This window comes from uncultured Reyranella sp. (genome assembly GCF_945957355.1).
Lineage (GTDB): Bacteria > Pseudomonadota > Alphaproteobacteria > Reyranellales > Reyranellaceae > Reyranella.
The window spans coordinates 26,649-44,446 of record NZ_CAMFKM010000019.1 but is presented as its reverse complement, the minus strand read 5'-3'; the positions used below and the strand labels follow the sequence as shown (position 1 = coordinate 44,446).

The 17,798-nt window shown below is 66.0% G+C and carries 23 protein-coding genes; 4 read left to right on the top strand and 19 right to left on the bottom strand.

Going from position 1 to position 17,798, the window contains the following annotated elements; translation table 11 throughout:
* Nucleotides 1-53: 53 nt before the first annotated feature.
* On the bottom strand, nt 54-374 hold the full coding sequence (locus Q0Q48_RS24165) for an HNH endonuclease signature motif containing protein (RefSeq protein WP_295143846.1): 321 nt from the start codon (nt 372-374) through the stop codon (nt 54-56).
* A 100-nt stretch (nt 375-474) separates the two neighbouring features.
* On the opposite strand from Q0Q48_RS24165, the gene Q0Q48_RS24160 reads away from it, so the two are divergent.
* Nucleotides 475-681, top strand: coding sequence for a hypothetical protein (locus Q0Q48_RS24160; RefSeq protein WP_295143844.1), 207 nt, complete (start codon nt 475-477; stop codon nt 679-681).
* A gap of 98 nt (nt 682-779) precedes the next feature.
* Nucleotides 780-1,070 carry a DUF3489 domain-containing protein gene (locus Q0Q48_RS24155; RefSeq protein ID WP_295143841.1) on the top strand — a complete coding sequence of 97 codons (291 nt, stop codon included), beginning with the start codon at nt 780-782 and terminating at the stop codon, nt 1,068-1,070.
* Nucleotides 1,071-1,255: 185 nt separating this feature from the next.
* Here Q0Q48_RS24155 and Q0Q48_RS24150 read toward each other — a convergent pair whose 3' ends face one another.
* From Q0Q48_RS24150 to Q0Q48_RS24065, 18 genes are all read right to left on the bottom strand, one after another.
* Nucleotides 1,256-1,873 carry a class I SAM-dependent methyltransferase gene (locus Q0Q48_RS24150; RefSeq protein ID WP_295143838.1) on the bottom strand — a complete coding sequence of 206 codons (618 nt, stop codon included), beginning with the start codon at nt 1,871-1,873 and terminating at the stop codon, nt 1,256-1,258.
* Between the two features lie 72 nt (nt 1,874-1,945).
* Nucleotides 1,946-2,431 carry a DUF6362 family protein gene (locus tag Q0Q48_RS24145; protein WP_295143835.1) on the bottom strand — a complete coding sequence of 162 codons (486 nt, stop codon included), beginning with the start codon at nt 2,429-2,431 and terminating at the stop codon, nt 1,946-1,948.
* Nucleotides 2,424-2,624, bottom strand: a complete 201-nt coding sequence (locus Q0Q48_RS24140; protein WP_295143833.1) for a hypothetical protein — start codon at nt 2,622-2,624, stop codon at nt 2,424-2,426. Before Q0Q48_RS24140 ends, Q0Q48_RS24145 begins: the two co-directional genes overlap by 8 nt.
* Complete coding sequence (locus Q0Q48_RS24135; protein WP_295143831.1) at nt 2,621-2,878, bottom strand: DUF6378 domain-containing protein; 258 nt, start codon at nt 2,876-2,878, stop codon at nt 2,621-2,623. The genes Q0Q48_RS24140 and Q0Q48_RS24135 overlap by 4 nt, the downstream gene beginning before the upstream one ends.
* Nucleotides 2,875-3,294: a hypothetical protein gene (locus Q0Q48_RS24130; protein ID WP_295143828.1), complete on the bottom strand. Its 420-nt coding sequence runs from the start codon at nt 3,292-3,294 to the stop codon at nt 2,875-2,877. Before Q0Q48_RS24130 ends, Q0Q48_RS24135 begins: the two co-directional genes overlap by 4 nt.
* A 191-nt stretch (nt 3,295-3,485) precedes the next feature.
* A complete protein-coding gene (locus Q0Q48_RS24125) occupies nt 3,486-5,843 on the bottom strand; it encodes a phage/plasmid primase, P4 family (protein ID WP_295143825.1) in 2,358 nt (785 codons plus the stop codon).
* Nucleotides 5,840-6,580 carry a hypothetical protein gene (locus Q0Q48_RS24120; protein ID WP_295143822.1) on the bottom strand — a complete coding sequence of 247 codons (741 nt, stop codon included), beginning with the start codon at nt 6,578-6,580 and terminating at the stop codon, nt 5,840-5,842. Before Q0Q48_RS24120 ends, Q0Q48_RS24125 begins: the two co-directional genes overlap by 4 nt.
* On the bottom strand, nt 6,580-6,786 hold the full coding sequence (locus Q0Q48_RS24115; protein WP_295143819.1) for a DUF6511 domain-containing protein: 207 nt from the start codon (nt 6,784-6,786) through the stop codon (nt 6,580-6,582). The genes Q0Q48_RS24120 and Q0Q48_RS24115 overlap by 1 nt, the downstream gene beginning before the upstream one ends.
* Nucleotides 6,779-6,985 carry a hypothetical protein gene (locus Q0Q48_RS24110; protein WP_295143816.1) on the bottom strand — a complete coding sequence of 69 codons (207 nt, stop codon included), beginning with the start codon at nt 6,983-6,985 and terminating at the stop codon, nt 6,779-6,781. The genes Q0Q48_RS24115 and Q0Q48_RS24110 overlap by 8 nt, the downstream gene beginning before the upstream one ends.
* Nucleotides 6,982-8,661 carry a DEAD/DEAH box helicase gene (locus Q0Q48_RS24105; protein ID WP_295143814.1) on the bottom strand — a complete coding sequence of 560 codons (1,680 nt, stop codon included), beginning with the start codon at nt 8,659-8,661 and terminating at the stop codon, nt 6,982-6,984. Before Q0Q48_RS24105 ends, Q0Q48_RS24110 begins: the two co-directional genes overlap by 4 nt.
* A 10-nt stretch (nt 8,662-8,671) precedes the next feature.
* Nucleotides 8,672-9,319, bottom strand: coding sequence for a hypothetical protein (locus tag Q0Q48_RS24100; RefSeq protein ID WP_295143811.1), 648 nt, complete (start codon nt 9,317-9,319; stop codon nt 8,672-8,674).
* Between the two features lie 2 nt (nt 9,320-9,321).
* On the bottom strand, nt 9,322-10,209 hold the full coding sequence (locus Q0Q48_RS24095) for an ATP-binding protein (protein WP_295143809.1): 888 nt from the start codon (nt 10,207-10,209) through the stop codon (nt 9,322-9,324).
* Nucleotides 10,206-10,712, bottom strand: a complete 507-nt coding sequence (locus tag Q0Q48_RS24090; protein WP_295143806.1) for a hypothetical protein — start codon at nt 10,710-10,712, stop codon at nt 10,206-10,208. Before Q0Q48_RS24090 ends, Q0Q48_RS24095 begins: the two co-directional genes overlap by 4 nt.
* Complete coding sequence (locus Q0Q48_RS24085) at nt 10,693-11,475, bottom strand: hypothetical protein (RefSeq protein ID WP_295143804.1); 783 nt, start codon at nt 11,473-11,475, stop codon at nt 10,693-10,695. The genes Q0Q48_RS24090 and Q0Q48_RS24085 overlap by 20 nt, the downstream gene beginning before the upstream one ends.
* On the bottom strand, nt 11,472-11,810 hold the full coding sequence (locus tag Q0Q48_RS24080; RefSeq protein WP_295143802.1) for a hypothetical protein: 339 nt from the start codon (nt 11,808-11,810) through the stop codon (nt 11,472-11,474). The genes Q0Q48_RS24085 and Q0Q48_RS24080 overlap by 4 nt, the downstream gene beginning before the upstream one ends.
* Nucleotides 11,811-11,911: 101 nt before the next feature.
* Nucleotides 11,912-12,220: a hypothetical protein gene (locus Q0Q48_RS24075; RefSeq protein WP_295143800.1), complete on the bottom strand. Its 309-nt coding sequence runs from the start codon at nt 12,218-12,220 to the stop codon at nt 11,912-11,914.
* An 81-nt stretch (nt 12,221-12,301) separates the two neighbouring features.
* Nucleotides 12,302-13,024, bottom strand: coding sequence for a sigma-70 family RNA polymerase sigma factor (locus Q0Q48_RS24070; RefSeq protein WP_295143798.1), 723 nt, complete (start codon nt 13,022-13,024; stop codon nt 12,302-12,304).
* Between the two features lie 428 nt (nt 13,025-13,452).
* Complete coding sequence (locus Q0Q48_RS24065) at nt 13,453-15,699, bottom strand: hypothetical protein (RefSeq protein WP_295143796.1); 2,247 nt, start codon at nt 15,697-15,699, stop codon at nt 13,453-13,455.
* Nucleotides 15,700-16,030: 331 nt separating this feature from the next.
* On the opposite strand from Q0Q48_RS24065, the gene Q0Q48_RS24060 reads away from it, so the two are divergent.
* A complete protein-coding gene (locus Q0Q48_RS24060; RefSeq protein ID WP_295143793.1) occupies nt 16,031-16,483 on the top strand; it encodes a DUF2924 domain-containing protein in 453 nt (150 codons plus the stop codon).
* Nucleotides 16,480-17,784 carry a recombinase family protein gene (locus tag Q0Q48_RS24055; protein WP_295143790.1) on the top strand — a complete coding sequence of 435 codons (1,305 nt, stop codon included), beginning with the start codon at nt 16,480-16,482 and terminating at the stop codon, nt 17,782-17,784. The genes Q0Q48_RS24060 and Q0Q48_RS24055 overlap by 4 nt, the downstream gene beginning before the upstream one ends.
* Nucleotides 17,785-17,798 lie beyond the last annotated feature (14 nt).

Below are 17,798 nucleotides of genomic sequence, written 5' to 3'. Positions count from 1 at the left end.
AAAATTCTCCGCGTGAGCCCCACGCCGGCAGACGGCCCCAAAGGTCCCAAGGATCAGAGGCCCCCCGGCCTCCAGGCCGTTCGCTTCGCGCGCTCGACGGCAGTCTTTGCTGCATGATGTGACGTGCACATCAACATCGTGTTGCTCCGCTCCAGCGGCGCGCCGCCATCCTTCAGCTCCACGATGTGGTCGACGATGGCGCCGCGTTGCGTGCAGCCCTGCACCTGGCATCGCCCTCGTGCCTCACGGCGCACACGATCACGCAGCGCGATCCACGCGGCAGACGAGTAGAACGGGTCCGCGACCTTCGGCGGTAACGCCGCCGTCTGCAGGCTGAGCGTCGGCACGCGCTGTCGCAGCACCTGTAATCCCATGATCGTGATGCTCCGCAGAAAGCAATTCGATGATCGGGTTGTTCGCTTGGCTCGCGCCGCGAACGAAGCGCTTATGCGGTCACCAACAACGGAGACCGACATGCGCCGCACCGCTCTCGACGCCTACATCGCCAAGAAAAGCGAGATCGACACGATGCTCGCGCGTCTCACGGCACTGAGCGAGGACCACTTCAACACCGCCCCCGACGAGATCAACTGGGGCCACGTCGGCACCCTCGCCCACTACGCCGAGCTACTGAAGCGCATCACCGACAGCGCCTTCAGGGAAGGCGAGCACGCCGAATAGCAGCGGACCACGCTCCCCAGCCCCGACCGGCTCAAGCTGGCGGGGCTCTGGTCAGTAGGAGCCGCGACGGTCGCGGCTCGCTATCAGGAGCAACCGCCATGTCCGAGACCAAGCGCAAACAGACCACCACCAAGACCGCCAAGCGCACCACAACGAAGGCCGCGCCCGCCGAAGCCAAGGCTATACAACCCGCCAGCAAACAGGCCCGGCTGATCGAGATGCTACGCCAGCCAGAGGGCGTCACCATCGACGAGATCGTGAAGACCCTCGACTGGCAGGCTCACACGGTGAGAGGCTCAATGTCCGGCGCGCTGAAGAAGAAGCTCGGGTTTACGATCGAATCCCAGAAGGTAGATGGCCGAGGCCGCGTCTACCGGATAGCCGGGTAAACCGAGCGATCACCGAACCGGCGGCTGCGTCACGGCGCGGTCGCCGGTTTGTCGTTCATGGTGCTGGTGATGCCCGCCACGCACGCGTCCCGCGAGCATGACAAGAAATCTAGCCTATCTGGCTGAATCTGTCTGAGCGAAAAGTGTCTGCAAGGACGACTTCTCCAGGCCCCCCCTAGCCACCCCTATGAAACCTTGCTCAAGACCGCGTAGGAAAACTTCTGCTCCGATCCCCATGGCGTGACATGCGACTCACTGCTTTCGTCAATCAGGGAAAAGTTCGGGCCAAGCCGCTGCGCCAATGAAGCTGGGCTGTATCGTTGAACCGGCAGTCCACTGCATTTCTCGGGTCCATCAAGAGCGAAGGTGGCCATGATCACCGTGCCACCCGATGGGATCGCCGCTTCGAGCGCGGCAATGTATTTCTTCTGTTGCTCAGGGTCGGTCAGGAAATGAAACACCGCGCGGTCATGCCAGATGTTCCAGGTTCTGGTGGGCGTCCACTGCGTGATGTCCGTGACGATCCACGAAACCCTCGCGGCATCTCCGCCCAGGCGATGACTGGCGCTCTCCAGCGCCGCCCCTGAAATGTCGAGGACGGAGAGATCCTGGAAACCATCAGCCAATAATCTGTCGACCAGAACGGACGCTCCTCCGCCAACATCGATGACTGACGCACGACGATCCGGGGACGCACCACGGATCAACTCCAATGATCGTCCGGGGTCCGCCTGGTACCAGCTGACGGCAGTGGCCGACTTGGTCGTATAGACCGTCTCCCAATGATCTTTTCGATCGTCCACGGAAGCCTCCGTCGTGGGACGCCTGACCTGGCACAAACAGAAGCTCCAAGCCGCCATCTGACAACCCCGCGCTCACCCAGGCTCAGCACGAGGAAACCGGACAAGGCTAGCGCCTGAACAATGATCGTGTGAAGCCCGACATCGGGCAATCAGGTTACGTTTGCTAACATGCCGCTGCAGTTGATTGCCATTCAGCCGCCACGCGATGACGCACAGCGCGTAGATCCAGTGCTCGTGGGCCGCAGCGCGGGCCAGTCCGACCGACCAGCAGATCGACTTCCACCGCATGCCGCTGGCCCTAAGCCAGGCGATCTTCGAGTCTATCGGCTCCAGCCAGGCCCACCACACCAGTGCTTCCTCCATCCGGCTGATGGCGGCCGCGGTCGGGGGTGGCAGCCGCATCGGCTCGGGCGTCTGCCCGACCAGGTCCGAAAACTCGACCATCATCTTCGGCCAGGTGCTGAAGTAGCCCTGCTTGCGGGGTGCCGGCAGCCGCCGCAGGACTGCAGCCGCCTCGATCAACCGCTCCTCGACCATCTCCGGCGTCCAGTCAGCCATGCCGCGTCTCCTGTCGCTTCGGCCTGTTGCCGTAGAGCTTCTCGCCGAGCTGGCGGATCAGCTCGCGCTCGGGCCAGGTCAGACGTTCGTCGTCGGCATCGACGACCAGCACGCGCTGCGCCTGCCAACCCTGTCGCTTGATGTCCTCGGGCGGCTGGCGCTCGCCGCCGAAGCCTCGTGGTGCCCACCTCATCGCGTCACCTCGTTCAGCAGCGCGGCGTAGCCGATGACGTCGACCATGCTGTCCTGGTGGCCGGGATCGCGCCGCAGCCGGGCCAGCTTGAGGTCCAGCATGCACAGCACGACCTGCGCCGGGGTCACGGGGTGACCAAGCGTGACAGACCAGCGGGCGGCAATGGCGGCCATGTTTTGGCGCGGCTCGCCGTAGGTCTTGCTGCGGTCGGCCAAGACGTCGGCCGCGCGCGCGAGGATCGTTTCCGCGCTCATCGAACGCCTCCCTGGGTCTGCAGGGCCCACAGCAGGATGGCGATGGCATCGGCCTCGTTGTCGTCGGCCGGGCTGTAGCCGCGCTCGCGGACGGCGTTCATGACCGCCGCCTTGTCGGCGTTGCCACGCCCCGCGATGAACCGCTTGATCGTGCCGACCGGCACGCCCTGGTAGGCGACGGCCTGCTCCTCGCACCACGCCGTCAGCATGGCCAGCAGACCGCCGTGAACGTGCGCGGCATCCGTGCTGAGATGCCGGCGAACCTCCTCGAAGTGGATGGCCGCAATGCCGGGCGTGTCCTGGGCGATGCCCTCCAGCCAGGCGCGGAACCGCAGGTACCGCATGCCACCGCCGTCGTAGCGGCTCGGGCGGAACGACACCGTGCCGCTCACGATACCGCCGTCGGGCAGCGCCATGGCCCAGCCGGTCGTGGTGCCGAGGTCGAGGGCCAGAATAACCGACTGTTTCGGTCGGGTTCTGAAGCTTCTGAAGGTTCCATCGGTTACTCCCTCTACGCGCGCACGCGCGCGCGTGGGGCCGTTAACGGTTTGATCCTTCAGAACCTTCAGGATGCCCATTTTACGGGGTTTTTCGAGGTGCATGACGTTCAGAACTCCAGAGGGGCGGTGGACATGGTTGCGGGCTTGAGTGCGATCCCGCGGAACCCCATCCGGGTGCTCGTGGGTTCGCGCCACTTCTCGAAGCCCCGGGCGGCAAGGCTCTCGGAGAACCGACGGATCGAGCCGGCGTACTCGCCGGCGGCTTCGGTCCAGATCTTCCAGGCGCCGTACAGGGTCGCGGTGAGCTCGGTCCGGGCGGGCCCGACGTCGCACACCTCGGCCATCCAGCGGCCTAGAGCATCCTCGTCGTCGAAGTATTCCTGGGTCGCGGCCTGCACAGCGGTGGGCGGCATCAGACCCTGTCGCTGCCAGTCCAGGCATCCCTGGACGGCCCAGGCGAGGATGCCATCGCGCTCGGAGAGCAGGCGGTCGGCGAGGGTCTTGTCGCGCCGCGGCTTGGGGATGGTCACCGTGAACGGCACCATGTGGAAGCGCCGCCGCATGGCCTCGTCGATGTTGCGGATCGCGGGCTTGTGGTTGCCGGCGATCACCAGCTTGAACTGCGGCAGGAACTCGAAGAAGTCCTGGCGCATGAAGCGGGCCTTGATCGGGTCGCTGCCGGTCATGAGCTTGAGCTTGCTCTCGGCCCACCGGCGGCCCTGCTCGGTCTCGGCCGCCGACACGAAGCGCGCCCCGCGCAGACCGGCGAGATCAGTCGGATGCCGATCGCCGGTCGTGGCCATGAACATGTCCATCGGCGCGGTGGTGGCGTAGTCGCCGAGAATGGCGGCCACGACGTTGCAGAACACCGACTTGCCGTTGGCACCCGTGCCGTAGAGGAAGAAGAGCGCGTGCTCGCTGGTCAGGCCGGTCAGGCTGTAGCCCACCATGCGCTGCAGGTAGGCCTGCAGCTCGGCGTCGTTGTCGGTGATAGTGGCGAGGAACGTCTTCCACGTCGGGCAGTCGCCCTGCGGCGTGGCGCCGGCGAGACGCGTCATGCGGTCGGCACGATCATGGGCGCGCCGGTTGCCGGTTTTGAGGTTCACGACCCCGCCGGGCGTGTTGAGCGCCCACGGATCGCGGTCCCATTCCTCGACCGTTGCAGCGTGCCGCCGGTCCGCGCGGGCCAGACGCTCCACCGCCGACACCGTGGAGGCGCTGGCCAGCCTCGCCGCGAGCTTGGCCCGGCCGCACTGCGCCGCAGCCTCGCGACAGACCAGGCGCGACAGGTGGAGGCCCCTGAGCGTCGTCTCGTGCTGCCACTGGCTGCCGGTCCAGACCAGCCATTGCCCCCACGCAGCCACGAAGCGCCAGTCGTCACCGTTGCGGCGCGTGAACTCGAGCGCCAACGCATCCTCGGTGTATTGCGGCGGCGGCGCCTCGTCCTCGGGCCCGCCATCATGCGGCGGCTGGCCAGGCCCGCCGCTATGATCGCTGTTCCGGTCGGAATCCCGCCGCCACAGGCGCTCGGCCTCGTGCTGCAGCCGATCGAGCGGCCAGGGTGGGTCGATGCGAGCCTCGTTGTAAGCCACGATCTCGGCCCAGGCCTGGCTCGCCTCGACATGGCCCTCGCGGCAGCGGCGGATCCAGTAGCCGATCACCCGGGACAGCGCGTCGAACCGGGTCGTGCCGTCGACACCACCTTCGCGGACCTGCTGGCCGAATAGCTCGGTAACGGTTCCCCGGATCGCGGTGGCGTCGTTGAAGTCGAGGTCGGAAGGCGCCTCGCCGTCCAGCGGCGGCATGGCGAGCACGGCCTCGGCGAACTCACGCAAGTCGAACTCGACTGCATTGCGCTGCAGGATCTCGACAGGGCGCCGCACCCCACCCTTGGCGTGCACGGAGCCTGCCACCCGGATCGGCTGGTGGGCGGACCGGAAGGCCGGATCGCCGCCGACCTTGGCGGCGATGGCGTGCCGCAGCCGGCAGACCTTCGCGATGTCCTCGCCAATAGCCGGCTCGGTCAGCTGCCAGTAGAGATGCCGCTTGCGCTGCCCCTCGGGCGTCACGCCACCCGAGGCGATGTCGAGCGTCGGCGCCCCCAGATGCTGGACCAGGTGGTCGCGCTTGGTGGCGATGTCGCCGTGGTCGAGGTCCACCAGCACGACCTGCGTCTGTACGATGTGTTCGGCGCGCGCCTCGCCGGGCGATGCCACCGTGCCCGGCACTACGTAGAGCGCCATGCCGGTCTCGGTGGCCCAATCCGCCTGGATCGCGAGCCGGGACGCGAGGTCGGCATCCGCCACCAGGAACGGCGTGTGCGGCGGTCGGTCGGCGGCGCCCTTCTCGGCCAGGGCGCGCACCGGCACGAAGCCTTCGCAGTAGCCGAACACGATCTCAGCGAAGGTGGCGATGGCGACGGCGTCCGGCGCAACCGGCACGGGATCGGTGCTGGCCACCATCATGCCCAGCACCGCTGCTTGAAGGCACAGGTCGTGCACTCGAAGAAGCCGGGCTCGGAGGCGACCCTCGGCAGCCACTCGCCGGCGTCGCAGGTCTGCAGGATGCGAACGGCCTTGTCGCTGACCGACTGTGCGAGACCGCCATCGAAGGGCACCAGCTCATGCCAGAGCTCGCTCGTGTCCTTGTTGATCGCCGTGAACAGCGCCGGCGCCTCGGTCAGGCCCATGTAGGCCTGATAAAGGGCGATCTGCGCGGCGTAGACCGGCTTGGCCACGGTGACGCCGCGCCGGGCCATGTCGCGCCAGTTCTTCGCGTTGGCCGTCTTGCACTCCCAGAGCGCCGGCACGGCGAACCCCTCGGCCGCCACGATCACACCGTCGATGTGCCCCTTCACGCGACCGCCGGCGACCGAGAACCCGAACTGCTCGCCGCTTCGATTGCGCGTGCGCAGGTCCAGCCCGGCCTTGCGCAGCCACTCGACGGCGAGATCCTCCAGACTGTGTCCCAGGGCAAAGGTCCGGAGCGTCCGTCCGGGGAAGCCGGCCCCGGGATCGCGCGGCACGTTCAGGTACTCGAATTGCAGGCGCCGAACGCAGGAGTCACCGAGCCGCGAGCCGCCGAGATAGTCCCGGCCGGGCCGGGTCTCGTTCTCGGCCTCCAGGGCACGATCGATCAGCGCGTTCAGCCCGTCGGCAAAGTTCGGCTCCCTGGGCCGGTGGTTGAAGTCGAGGGTGTCCATCAGAAGGGGATCTCCGGGATGTCGTTGCGGGCGGTGGTGTGCATGGCGTCCTGGAAACCACCGACGGCGGCCTCGATCAGGGTCAGCACCTGCTGCTCGGAAAGCTCGTTGAGCCGCGTCGGCCAGCCGATCTCGGCCATGATCTCGGCGACCGGCTTCAGGGCGGCGGCGATGGCCGCCTTCTCCTGCTCGGTGAGGTCAACCACGGCGAAGGACCTCCCAGCCAAGCGCGACCAGAACCCTTGGCATGCCATCGAGCAGAACCAGACCGATGGCCGCGGCCGCTTCGAGCGCACCGGGTCGAACCAGCCAAAGCCACTGGCCGGTCGACGGCAGACCGCGCAGAGCACGCCGCGCGGGTGCCAGCACCGCAGTCGCAAGGAGAACGCGGAAGGCATCGGTCACGCGGCCCTCCTCGGCGCCGACGCGAGCACCGCCGCCCGGATCGCTGGCCGGTTCCACAGGAAGTTCAGGTGGCAGTTGGCGGCATACTTCGAGAGACCGAAGTCGAGGCTGGCATTGGCGTACCCCGCACGGCGCAGCAGGTCCTGCTGCTTGAGGCTCGCCGGCTGCGACAGCCAACCCCTGCTTTTGCTGGCCGCATCGGTGGTCTCGACCTGTCGGAGGAAGTCGTCGGCCGCCGCGAGCACCTGCGATCGCTCGCCGACCGCGAGATGCCGCAACCGCCCTCGACGCGGCTGGCCGACGGCGTGCCAGTGGGTGCCGTCGAAGAACGCGCCGCCCCAGGCGTCGAAGCCACTGGCGATCAGCGCCTGGTCGTCGCCGAACAGGTCGCACCAGCGAAACGGCGAACGGGCCAGCAGGTCGATCTCGGTCAGAGCGAACTGTTCGATGACCCGCTTCTCGCCCGACTGCCTGAGCCAGACGTGGCCGCAGAACGGACAGGTGGTCGTGCCGAGCGGCAACTCCGCCGCGCAGTCCGGGCACGTCTTGTACGGTGCCTCGCCCGTTGCTTCCTCGCCGTCGAGCTGCACTTCCTGCTCGATCGAACCGTGCCGCTGGGCCGCCCCCGCGAAGTCGAGCACGATGCAGTCGGTCTTCACGATGCCGGGGTAGCGCTCGGGATCGACCTTGCGCAGCCCCCGCCCGACCGCCTGGATGAACGTGCCCTTGTGCAGCATCGGCCGCAGGATCGTGATGCACCCCACCGGCTGGCTGTCGAAGCCCTCGGTCAGCACCATGCAGTTGGTGAGCACCTGCACCTCCCCGCGGTCGAACCGGGCAAGGGCGTCGACGCGGTCGCGGGCCTTCATCTCACCCGTTACAGTCTCAGCGGTGATACCCGCTGACCGGAACGCTGCGGCCACCGACTGGGCGTGCTCGACGGTGGCGCAGAAGGCGATGGTCCGGCGACCGCCCGCCTTCTCCTTCCAGTGAGCCACCACCGCCTCGTTCAACACCGAGTGGTTCAGCACCTGGGCCGCCTGGCCCATGTCGAAGTCGCCGGCGGTCGCTTCCACGCCGGACAGCTCCGCGTCCACGCCCAGGTCGATGGTGAAGGTCCTGGGCGGAACCAGGATGCCCTGCTCGATCAGGGTGCCGATCGGCAGCTGGTAGCCGACGTTGCTGAAGGTCTTGCGCAGGCTGCGGCCGTCACCACGCCCCGGAGTCGCCGACAGCCCGAGCAGCTTGATCTGCGGATTGAGCGATCGGACGTGGGCGACGATGCTCTGGTAGCTATCAGATGCTGCCCGATGGCACTCGTCGATCACCAGATGCGACACTGCCGGCATCCGGGTGCGCCGGTTGGTCCGCGCCAGCGTCTGCACGCTGCCGAACACCACCCGGCCCGACCAGTCGTCCTGCTCGGCCTTTACGACGCTTCCGGCCACGCCGGCGACGGCGCTGACGGTGGCCCGGTTCTGCTCGATCAGCTCGTCGGTGTGCTGCAGCATGAGAAACCGGCTGCCCGGCGCCTCGGCCGCTTCCTCGCCGATGTAGAAGCCGGCGATGGCTGTCTTCCCCGCTCCGGTTGGCAACACGAGGATCGTGTTGCCGTGCTCGGCGGTCTTGGTTCGGGCGGCCGCGACGGCCGCCTGCTGGTAGTCCCGGGGGATCATGGGCAGAACCTCAGCGTGCCCAGAACGGCGCTGTGGCCGCGGGCGGCGCACTGCCGGGCTGGTTGCCCGCCCAGGACGGCGTCGGGCTCGACGGAGCCGCGGAAGTCCCTGCGGGAGCCCCCACCACGGTGGCAGGCATCCCGCCCATCAGCTTCATGTAGTCGGCGTGCTCGGCCGTGATCGCCGCCGCGATGACGTTCCGCCCGTCGTCCTCGGGGTTCTTGCGGTCGCGGTCGATGCCGACCTTTGCCACGAACTCCAGACCATTCAGATCGCCCAGCGTGCGGATGGTGCGCGCCGCCCGTGCGGTCTCGGACGTGTCCTCCGATCGCACCGCGCGTGCCGACTCAAGGATGCCGCGGATCAGCGACCGGCCCCGATTGGCGTAGACATCCTCGCCGCGCTCGTTGGCTGACCGGCCCTTGATGCCGATGCGGGTGAACAGCCGCCGCCGGGCGTAGGGCCCGTCGAGGATCACGGCCTCGGTATTGAGGTACATCGCCTCTGAGGACTTGCTCTGCGTCATCCAACCCTCCGGACCGGCACCGCCGGGACGAATGGAGAGCCGCACCTTCACCAGCGTGTTGGCCGGGATGAGCGCAAAGGCCGAGGACTGGGTCTCCGCGCCGTTGAAGTCGAACGAGTTGCCCATGGACATGATCAGGCTCCCTTGGCGGTGTCGGTGTTGGGCGTGGTGGCGTCGGCCGGGCGGCTGTAGTCGAGCTGCGGCGGCGGCGCGCCCGCGGGGCGGCGGATCTTCTCCATCAGCCGGCCGAGGTGTGGCTCCTCGATCGTGTCGAGGCGGCCGCTGCGGTCCTTCGCCGGGTACCCGAATGGGTTCAGCGTCGTGCAGACGAAGGCGCGGTACGGCTGGCCGTCCTCGGTCTTCAGTTCCGCCATCGTCACGACCTCGTCGACGATGCCGGGCAGTTCCAGACCGGTCTTGGCGCCCTCGACCTGCAGCGAGAAGTACGGCCGGCTGAAGTCGTCGAGCCGCTTGTCGAGGATGCCGACCAGCCAGACGTTCTTGCCCGGCGTGTGCTGCAGGTGGGTCAACCAGGCGATCATCTCCTGGCCGAGCAGGCCGTAGGCGCCGCGCATGTCGGGCTTGCCGCTGCGGTCCGAGGTCGCCTGCGGCTGGCCCTTGCACCACTGCAGGCAGAGCCGCGAGGCGACCGTGATCGAGTCGACGAACAACGTGTCGTACCTCGCCAGAACCGACGGATCGCCGAACGCGGCGCAGACCCGCTCGTGGTGCGAGCTGCTGTAGGTCTGGTCGGCGCGCATCGCCGGGTTCGGGCCGCCCACCCAGCAGGCCAGGTCGCGTGCCAGCTCCCAGTCGCGGATGCGAACCTCGTCGCCGGGCCAGCCCTGCACGGCCAGCTCGCCCGCCTCCAGGTTCAGGAACAGCGTGCGGGGCGCGTCCAGCGTCCACAGCTGCGAGGTCTTGCCGATGCCCGAGATGCCGGTCAGCACGCCCTTGATGCCGCGCTGCTCGGCCAGGCGCTGGTCGGCGGTGATGATGCGGAAGGCGGTGGGGGAGATCATCGCGGCAGCTCCCCTTGTTCCGCGTAGCTGACTACGCCAACTGGCAGAACTACAGCGGCGTCGCCCTCGCCCATCACGGCCTCGTACAGGCGGTCGAGCCGGTCGGCCTCGTCCAGGCACTCCATGCCTTTAAGCCGCATGAAGCGGCGCGCGGCATCGAGCTGAGCGGGATCAGCAATCAGCTCCCTGACGGGCACTTCTTCGTCGCGTTCGGGCACGAAGTACGAAGGCCGCTGCAGCGACCGGACGAGCGGAAGGAATGTCGAGTTGATCTCGCGGAAGTCGACCTGGTCATCAGCGTTGCCGCGCTTGTGCAGGACACGCTTCACCTCCGAGATGCAGCCGTTGCGCAGCATCCGCGACGCGCCCTCTGACTCGGCAGCATCGGTGGTGTTGGGGAAGAGCGACTTCAGGATGTGATCGACGATGCGCGGCGCGCTGCGGCCCACGTGGTCGACGGCCTCCCAGACATGATGCGCAAAGTCAGGTGTTCGATTGTGCACGTGCAGTCTCCAGGATGGTGTTGAGGGCGTCTCGACCGCGCGTCATCTTCGCGACGCTGCGTTCGAGCATGGGGGCGTCGAGGCAACCCGACAGAATGAACTCAGCGCCGTGCGCATCGAGGTAATCGGCGATGCGGGTGCAGCAGCCGTCGATGCCGGCGCTGGCGTCGAAGGCGGGATTGGGCTCGTAGAGGGGGTTGCGGGCTCGCTTCTTCGAGCGGCCGCCTCGCAGGCCCCGCATCGCGGCGTCCACGACCATCTTGCGCAGCGCCGCCTTGGTCGGCTCGTCGCCACGTTCCATCTGTTGCTCGAGTGTACGGTGGATGATGCCGGGCTCAGCCTGCTCCGCATCGCGCACCAGGCGCGCCTCGTGCACGTCCTTTCGGGAGAGGCCAAGGTCGGCAGCTGTGGGCGTCGAAAAACCGTTCTGCTCCGGAACGGTTTTTGCGGGCCGGCCACCGCCAGACACCTCGCCCCGCTCCTGGGCTGCGTCGTATTCGTCGGCCAGCCGGATCTTCGCCTGCGCCTCGATCTGCAGCGCGTGCGCCTGGGCACGATGGGCCGCGACGATCAACTCGTCGTGCGCCTGCTTGGCCTTTGCCAGCCGCGCGGCCCGCTTGGCCGCGTCGTAGGCCAAGGTTGCCAGATCACGAGCTTCCAGCACCTCTGCAGCGTCCCGCGCCTTCACAAGCGTCGCCGCCGCGTCGGCGACCAGCGTCGGCAAGTGGTTGATGGCGGTTGAGATGGCGGGCACGTTGGTCATGCGGCCTCCTTCAGCAGGAGCTTCGACATGGAGACGACCGCTTCGCTGCTGCGCGGTCGTATGACCGCGAGGTAGCTGAAGCTGTCGGGACCCAGACGGCGCTGGAGCAGGTGAACCAGCCCCTGCTGGGCTGCCCAACGGGCACGATGAGCGACACGGTTCAGCTGGCGGCGCTGACTGGTTGCGGATTCATTGCTGTCAACGCTGGCATCCAGCGCAAGCACACCACGGTGGTACTCGATCCGGGCACCCGGTTGGGCCTGTGCAATCCACGCACAGAAGGCGGCGTCGGAGAGTTGACGGACCAGCGATGGATTGGAGAATTGCCTGCTCACACCTTGCTCCTACTCATCGCTTTCGCGATCCGTCTCACCAACGTTGATAACAGCCATTGCGGGAAAAACAGCTCCGCACGACTACGCAGAGCTACGCACAACTACGCTCGACGCAGCGCTGCGTGTGCGTGCGGTGAAGAAGGAAGCGCCGAGAACTGCGACGGCACGCGTCTGCAGGATCTCTTGCTCTCGCTGAGGAAGTTGCCGAGCGACACGTTGCCGATTTCACTTTCCCGATCGCGATCACCAGCGGTGTAGATCGCCAGCAAGGGCGTGCCGTCCTCGTGCGCGCCGGCATCTTCGATTCGGAATGCGAGATGGTTGGTCAGGACCTGAGGAAGCTCCCAGCGTCGGAACAGACCTGGGATCTTGACCATCTCGGCTTCCAGAACTGGGCGATTCTTGAACATGCTTGGTCTTGCTCATGCAGTTGGCCGGGGTGGCCGATCACCAATGAAAAGCCGTATCCGCCCTGGGTTCGGGACAGCCGCTCAGACGATTTCGTGGAGGGCTTCGCGTAACTTGCGAGTAGCGCGCTGGTAGCGCTTGCGAGCGGCGCCTTCGGACAAGCCGAGTTCGGCGGCGACTTCGGCATGCGAGAAGCCCTCGACGGCGGCCCGCATCACAAGCGTCGCATCGGCCCCGATCAGCCGGCGGATGTCGCGATGCAGCCGGGCATGACTGTGCTCTGTCGCAGGCGTGGCACAGTCTCCCACGACCTCATCGGGGTCGGCTTCGACGACGACGCCCTGCCGATCCGCTTCACGCCGATGCGCACGCAGCGCGTCACGTTCGACGTTCCTGAGGACGGTTGCAGCGATCCAGTTGACCCGCCGCAGCTCGAGCGCACGAACAGCCTCGGTCGTCCGAGCGAGGATGTCGGAGGTGATCTCGTCGGCAGTGCCGATCCTGCGCCACGCCAAGCGGCGCCGGACCGCGTCGAGCCCAGGCCATAGCGCCAACAACAGTAGTGTCAGGGCGCAGTCCGACACGCGTCCCTTGCCCTGCGCCGTCACGACCAACGCCGACAGGATGAGATTCTTCCGCTCCGGAGCGTCGGAACAGCGATGCAGCCCGTCGAGCAGGGCCGCCGGATCCCGGAACTGCGCGAGGAGGCCCTGCGTGCTCCGGATCGTGTCGAAGCTGCGCTGGAAGCCAAGGGTCGAAGCGGATCTGATGAGGTGGTCGCGGATCTCGTGCCACGCGGAGGACATCGGACGCCTGCCTTGCGGCCAGGCGTCCAGCGCCTTGTCTTGGCCGGGTCAGGACGTCGTGCGTCTCTGCGATTTTGGAGGGAGTGGCGTAGATGCGCGCGTCAGCGCGCCGTGCTGGCCGCCTGGTTCAACGTTCCGCAACCGCGGCAGGTCGCCACGACCGGAAAGCCCACGAAGTATTCGTGCGCCCGCGCAAACCGCAGGTGCATGCCGGTGTCCTGGCGGACCCCCAGCAACTTTTGACAGCGCGTACAGCGCCATTCCCTGTTCGCGGTGGCCGTGGACTTGGTTTTCTCGGCGCTGCTCCGGCTCAACGGGCCGGGCTGGCTGGACTGTATGGGAGTCGGCATGGAAGGCTCCTCTGCTCTGGAGTCCTTCCAATAATCAGCACTATGTTAGATCGTCCCCTACGACATATTAGATCGTCATTAGATGGGGGCTACCGTTGATGACCTGGCGACGACCAGACGCCAGTAGCCGCGCTTGGCCCCCTTACTGATGTAGACGTCCAGGATGCTTTTCCACACCACCTTCTCGAATATCTGCTGGGGGCTTCCTGAGGCGAAGCCTTCCATAAGGTCCTTGACCTGAACGTCTGGACTGCCTTTCCTGCGCGCCGCTACGAGGCGCTCGAATATCGTAAGCTGGTCATTGCCCCCCAAGTGCAGCGGGTCTTTGCCTGGAACGTACAGGGTGCCGGATTGCTTGCCCGACCGGACCACTTGGGGCGTCGAGCCTCCGCTCGCGAGCAAGAAGCTGTTCCGGTAGGCGAGTTCGAGACCGTCTCGCGACAGGACGAACTCCTCGTCCTTCGATGACATGTTCGAAAGCAGCGGCACGACCACGTTCGGCCCAAGACACCCCGGCATCTCCGCACTGGCCGCCAGCACGATGCCGGCGCCCGTACTGCTCCTCGCACGCAACAGCAGATCCAGCCGCCGAAGGGTCTGCATGTGATCCAGTCGTCTCGCGAAATACACCGGTACCCTAGTATCGCCGATCTTCATCTCGCCGAGCAACGTCAGGTCTGGGTCCAGTACTTGCGATGCACGCTTTCCAAGTAGCGGCTGCATTTGCTTCAGAAGCGTTTCATGCAGCCACTGAGCATTGATCCCATACATTTCGAGATGTAGCGCCGGCCGCTCTCCTGCCACCTCACCAAACGGGCCGACTTCTCGCACCATCCCCTTCTTGGCCGACGGGGCAACGTCGGCCTCGCCATCGATATCGCCATCTTCAATCAGCACGACAGCCTGCCGATGGCGACGCTCGAGCAGGCCGCCTTGAACGAGGCAATCGGGGTCCAAACCGAGTTCACGGAGGTGGCCCCCGCTCACCTCCTCCTCGCCTCTGTCGTGTAGACGGAGCAGCTGGCCAAACATCGCGTGCACGTCGGCGGGATCGATCTGCCTGAATGCGCTCAAGATTCCCCATTGCTGGAGCAGAGCAAAGCCAAGGCTGCGCTCCTCCGGATCCTTGTTGCTCTGCAGATTGCTCTTCGCACCGGAGATGGTGATGTTGAGCGTACGCTTGGTCGCGTCGCCTACTCGATTGTAGGCGACCGCGATGCCAATGCGGCTGAAGGCATCGGCGCGCCGCATAACGTTGCCGGGTCCAAGATACCTATCGGCCACTTCCTCGATATCGTCGTCGATCGTAACCTTCAGAAGAAGCTTCCGCCGCCACACTCCAAGCCGAACCTCCGCCTCCAGCACGCGGGCGAACTCGATCTCGTATCCGTCGACCCTGGGAGACTCCAGGCGCAGGGACGAGCGAAAGCGCGAAAGATTATACTGCTTCCAGGTAAGCGGCTTCTGTGAGACATCATGGCCGAGCACGACCTCCGCAAATGCTTCACTCGCCACCTGGCGAACTACCGGACTGTCTGCGCAAACCTCGATTTGAAGCAATGACGGCGTGTAGATGAGCGTCGCCTCGTTGGGCGGCCGATAGTAGATCGTCCTTCTGTGCCCATCGTCTCTGTGATCATGCACGCTGGATAGCGGCCCACCATGGCGCACGATAAGCATGACCGAAGCGGGATGCGTGGACGTTTCAGGCAGATCAATCGCCTTCACCGTGCAAGCAGTCTTGAGATCAAGATTCTTGGTGATCTTGGCGGCCAATGCGGCAGCATCGATCGACGCTGCATCGAGTATTTGCGGGCTCCCTAGGTCTACTTCGAACGCGTCATACAGCCTCCCGTAGTCCCGAAACTGCCTCGCAAAATAGAAGCTTTCGGCGTCCTCAAACGCGTCGCGCTCGTTCAAAAAAGCCCAAATGCTCCGGCACAGCCGATCCGGTTGGCTCATGAACTCCTGGCGCCGACCATCATCAAACTGCCGGCCAGCAATCATCTCAAGCGAAGATGGCCCCTTGCCGTCCGCCAAACGGCGAACCCTGCGACAACGGTGTTCGAGTGGCTGAAGCTCGTCATGACCGAAAGGCAATAACGCTTCCGTCAACGACCGTCGAAATGCGGTTATCCTGTCCTGCTCATCTAGCTCGGCCAGAAGCTCAGGCAACGCGATATTAGGTTCAGTGTCGCCCTCCCGGAGGGAGAGTACAGCAAGCGCCAGGTCCACGCGCGCGTCGTCGATGACACTCAAAGTAGATGGGCCGACAGAATTTTTGCGTCGCACGTTCTCACCTGCACAGGCTGCCGCGTACGCCATGATAATCACGGCTCGTGGGCGTCCCGCAACCAGCCCGGCTCGGGACAACTTGTTCACAACCTACGGGCGGCATAGGGCAGATCAGCCTGTCCCACTGCCTGTCCCAGAATGGCTTTTGGTTGGTACCGAGCATGGACCACCCGAGCCCCCTTCACGCTGATCGATTGAAACCCACCGAACGCCTGGCCGAACTCGGCCAGATCCTGGCCGCCGGCCTGATGCGCCTCCATGCCCGGAAGTCCAGTCCACTATCTGCCGACCGCGGAGACAGTTCGGTCGACTTCCCGCTCGACCGAAGCGGTCATGCTGCCGCCCCCAAACGGAGAACGGCATGAAGCAAAACGACAGTGTATTGGCCCGCATCGCGGCCTTGAAGACGACGCCAACCACGAAGCTGAAGGAGCAGTGGACGGCGCTCTTCAACACTCCGCCACCGCCCTATAACCGACGCTTCCTGGAGAGCCGGTTGGCTTACCGGATCCAGGAGCTGGCCTTCGGCGGCCTGAAGCCCGAGACGGTGCGCCGGCTGGAACAGCTCGGCGAGCAGCTCGACGGCGGCAACATCGCCGTGCGCCGGGTGCGAGGCAGCGACATCCCCATCGCCGGCACTCGGCTGATCCGGGAGTACCAAGGTGTCGAGCACACCGTAACGGTGATGACTGACGGCTACGAGTGGCAGGGCCGCCCATACAAGTCGCTTTCGGCCATCGCCCGGGCCATCACCGGCACTCGGTGGAACGGGCTGCTCTTCTTCGGGCTCAAGAATCGGCGGAGGGCGGCATGAAGAAGCCGGTCGTCCGCAAGCTCCGATGCGCCATCTACACCCGGAAGTCGACCGAGGAAGGGCTCGACATGGAGTTCAACAGCCTCGATGCCCAGCGCGAGGCTTGTAGCGCGTACATTGCGAGCCAGCGCTCGGAGGGCTGGGTCGAACTGGCCGATCCGTACGATGACGGCGGCTTCTCGGGCGGTACGCTGGAGCGGCCGGCGCTGCAGCGGTTGATGGCCGATATCGAGGCGGGCCGTGTCGATGTGGTGGTCGTCTACAAGATCGATCGCCTCAGCCGCGCGCTGATGGACTTCGCCCGGCTGGTCGAGGTGTTCGACCGGTGCGGCGTCACCTTTGTCTCCGTCACCCAGTCCTTCAATACGACCACCAGCATGGGCAGGTTGACCCTGAACGTGCTGCTCTCATTCGCCCAGTTCGAGCGCGAAGTGATTGGCGAGCGCATCCGCGACAAGGTCGCTGCCTCGCGCCGGCGCGGCATGTGGATGGGCGGGTTCGTGCCCATGGGATACCGGGTCGAGAACCGGAAGCTGGTCGTCCACGAGCCCGAGGCTGCTATCATCCGCCGGATCTTCGAGCGCTTCCTGAAGGTCGGCTCGGCGACGCTTCTGGCACGCCAGCTTCGGGCCGAGGATGTCCGCAGCCATCGAGGTCGGGTCGTCGACAAGGGAGCCCTGTACCGGATCCTCCGGAACCGGGTGTATGTCGGGCTCGCAGTGCACAAGGGCGCGGCCTATCCCGGCGAGCACGCCGCGATCATCAGCCAGGCCCTTTGGGACAAGGTGCAGTCGATCCTGCAGCAGAGTCCCCGGGTCCGGGGGTGCCGGGCTCGGGCCGCTACTCCCGCGCTGCTCAAGGGGCTGCTGTTTGGCCCTACAGGCCGCGCCATGAGCCCAACGCACACCCGCAAGCATGGCAAGCTCTATCGCTACTACGTGTGTCAGGCAGCCCTGAAAGGCGAGACAGAGCCGTCACCCATCCGACGGGTCTCGGCGGCTGCCATCGAGGCTGCGGTCATCGACCAGCTGCGCACCCTGCTGAGGTCCCCTGAAGTCGTGGTGGCGACATGGCGGGCTGCCGGGCCCCAAGGCGACGGACTGTCGGAAGGACTGGTGCGGGAGGCCCTGGAGCGTCTCGATCCGCTCTGGGAGGAGCTCTTCCCCGCTGAGCAGACTCGCATCATCCAGCTGCTGGTCCAGCGCATCGACCTCAAGGCAGATGGGCTCGAGCTCCAGCTCCGGACACAGGGGCTCGGCCACGTGGTCCAGCAACTGGGCGATCTCCGGAGGGCTGCCTGATGCCGCGGCAAGAA

Bases quoted from the DNA above. Each gene is read 5' to 3' on its own strand.
- Q0Q48_RS24075 (WP_295143800.1), bottom strand. From the start codon at position 12,220: ATGTTCAAGAATCGCCCAGTTCTGGAAGCCGAGATGGTCAAGATCCCA.
- Q0Q48_RS24165 (WP_295143846.1), bottom strand. From the start codon at position 374: ATGGGATTACAGGTGCTGCGACAGCGCGTGCCGACGCTCAGCCTGCAG.
- Q0Q48_RS24100 (WP_295143811.1), bottom strand. From the start codon at position 9,319: ATGTCCATGGGCAACTCGTTCGACTTCAACGGCGCGGAGACCCAGTCC.
- Q0Q48_RS24070 (WP_295143798.1), bottom strand. From the start codon at position 13,024: ATGTCCTCCGCGTGGCACGAGATCCGCGACCACCTCATCAGATCCGCT.
- Q0Q48_RS24145 (WP_295143835.1), bottom strand. From the start codon at position 2,431: ATGGCTGACTGGACGCCGGAGATGGTCGAGGAGCGGTTGATCGAGGCG.
- Q0Q48_RS24085 (WP_295143804.1), bottom strand. From the start codon at position 11,475: ATGACCAACGTGCCCGCCATCTCAACCGCCATCAACCACTTGCCGACG.
- Q0Q48_RS24135 (WP_295143831.1), bottom strand. From the start codon at position 2,878: ATGAGCGCGGAAACGATCCTCGCGCGCGCGGCCGACGTCTTGGCCGAC.
- Q0Q48_RS24155 (WP_295143841.1), top strand. From the start codon at position 780: ATGTCCGAGACCAAGCGCAAACAGACCACCACCAAGACCGCCAAGCGC.
- Q0Q48_RS24065 (WP_295143796.1), bottom strand. From the start codon at position 15,699: ATGGCGTACGCGGCAGCCTGTGCAGGTGAGAACGTGCGACGCAAAAAT.
- Q0Q48_RS24060 (WP_295143793.1), top strand. From the start codon at position 16,031: ATGAAGCAAAACGACAGTGTATTGGCCCGCATCGCGGCCTTGAAGACG.
- Q0Q48_RS24125 (WP_295143825.1), bottom strand. From the start codon at position 5,843: ATGATGGTGGCCAGCACCGATCCCGTGCCGGTTGCGCCGGACGCCGTC.
- Q0Q48_RS24140 (WP_295143833.1), bottom strand. From the start codon at position 2,624: ATGAGGTGGGCACCACGAGGCTTCGGCGGCGAGCGCCAGCCGCCCGAG.
- Q0Q48_RS24120 (WP_295143822.1), bottom strand. From the start codon at position 6,580: ATGGACACCCTCGACTTCAACCACCGGCCCAGGGAGCCGAACTTTGCC.
- Q0Q48_RS24105 (WP_295143814.1), bottom strand. From the start codon at position 8,661: ATGATCCCCCGGGACTACCAGCAGGCGGCCGTCGCGGCCGCCCGAACC.
- Q0Q48_RS24160 (WP_295143844.1), top strand. From the start codon at position 475: ATGCGCCGCACCGCTCTCGACGCCTACATCGCCAAGAAAAGCGAGATC.
- Q0Q48_RS24130 (WP_295143828.1), bottom strand. From the start codon at position 3,294: ATGGCGCTGCCCGACGGCGGTATCGTGAGCGGCACGGTGTCGTTCCGC.
- Q0Q48_RS24055 (WP_295143790.1), top strand. From the start codon at position 16,480: ATGAAGAAGCCGGTCGTCCGCAAGCTCCGATGCGCCATCTACACCCGG.
- Q0Q48_RS24095 (WP_295143809.1), bottom strand. From the start codon at position 10,209: ATGATCTCCCCCACCGCCTTCCGCATCATCACCGCCGACCAGCGCCTG.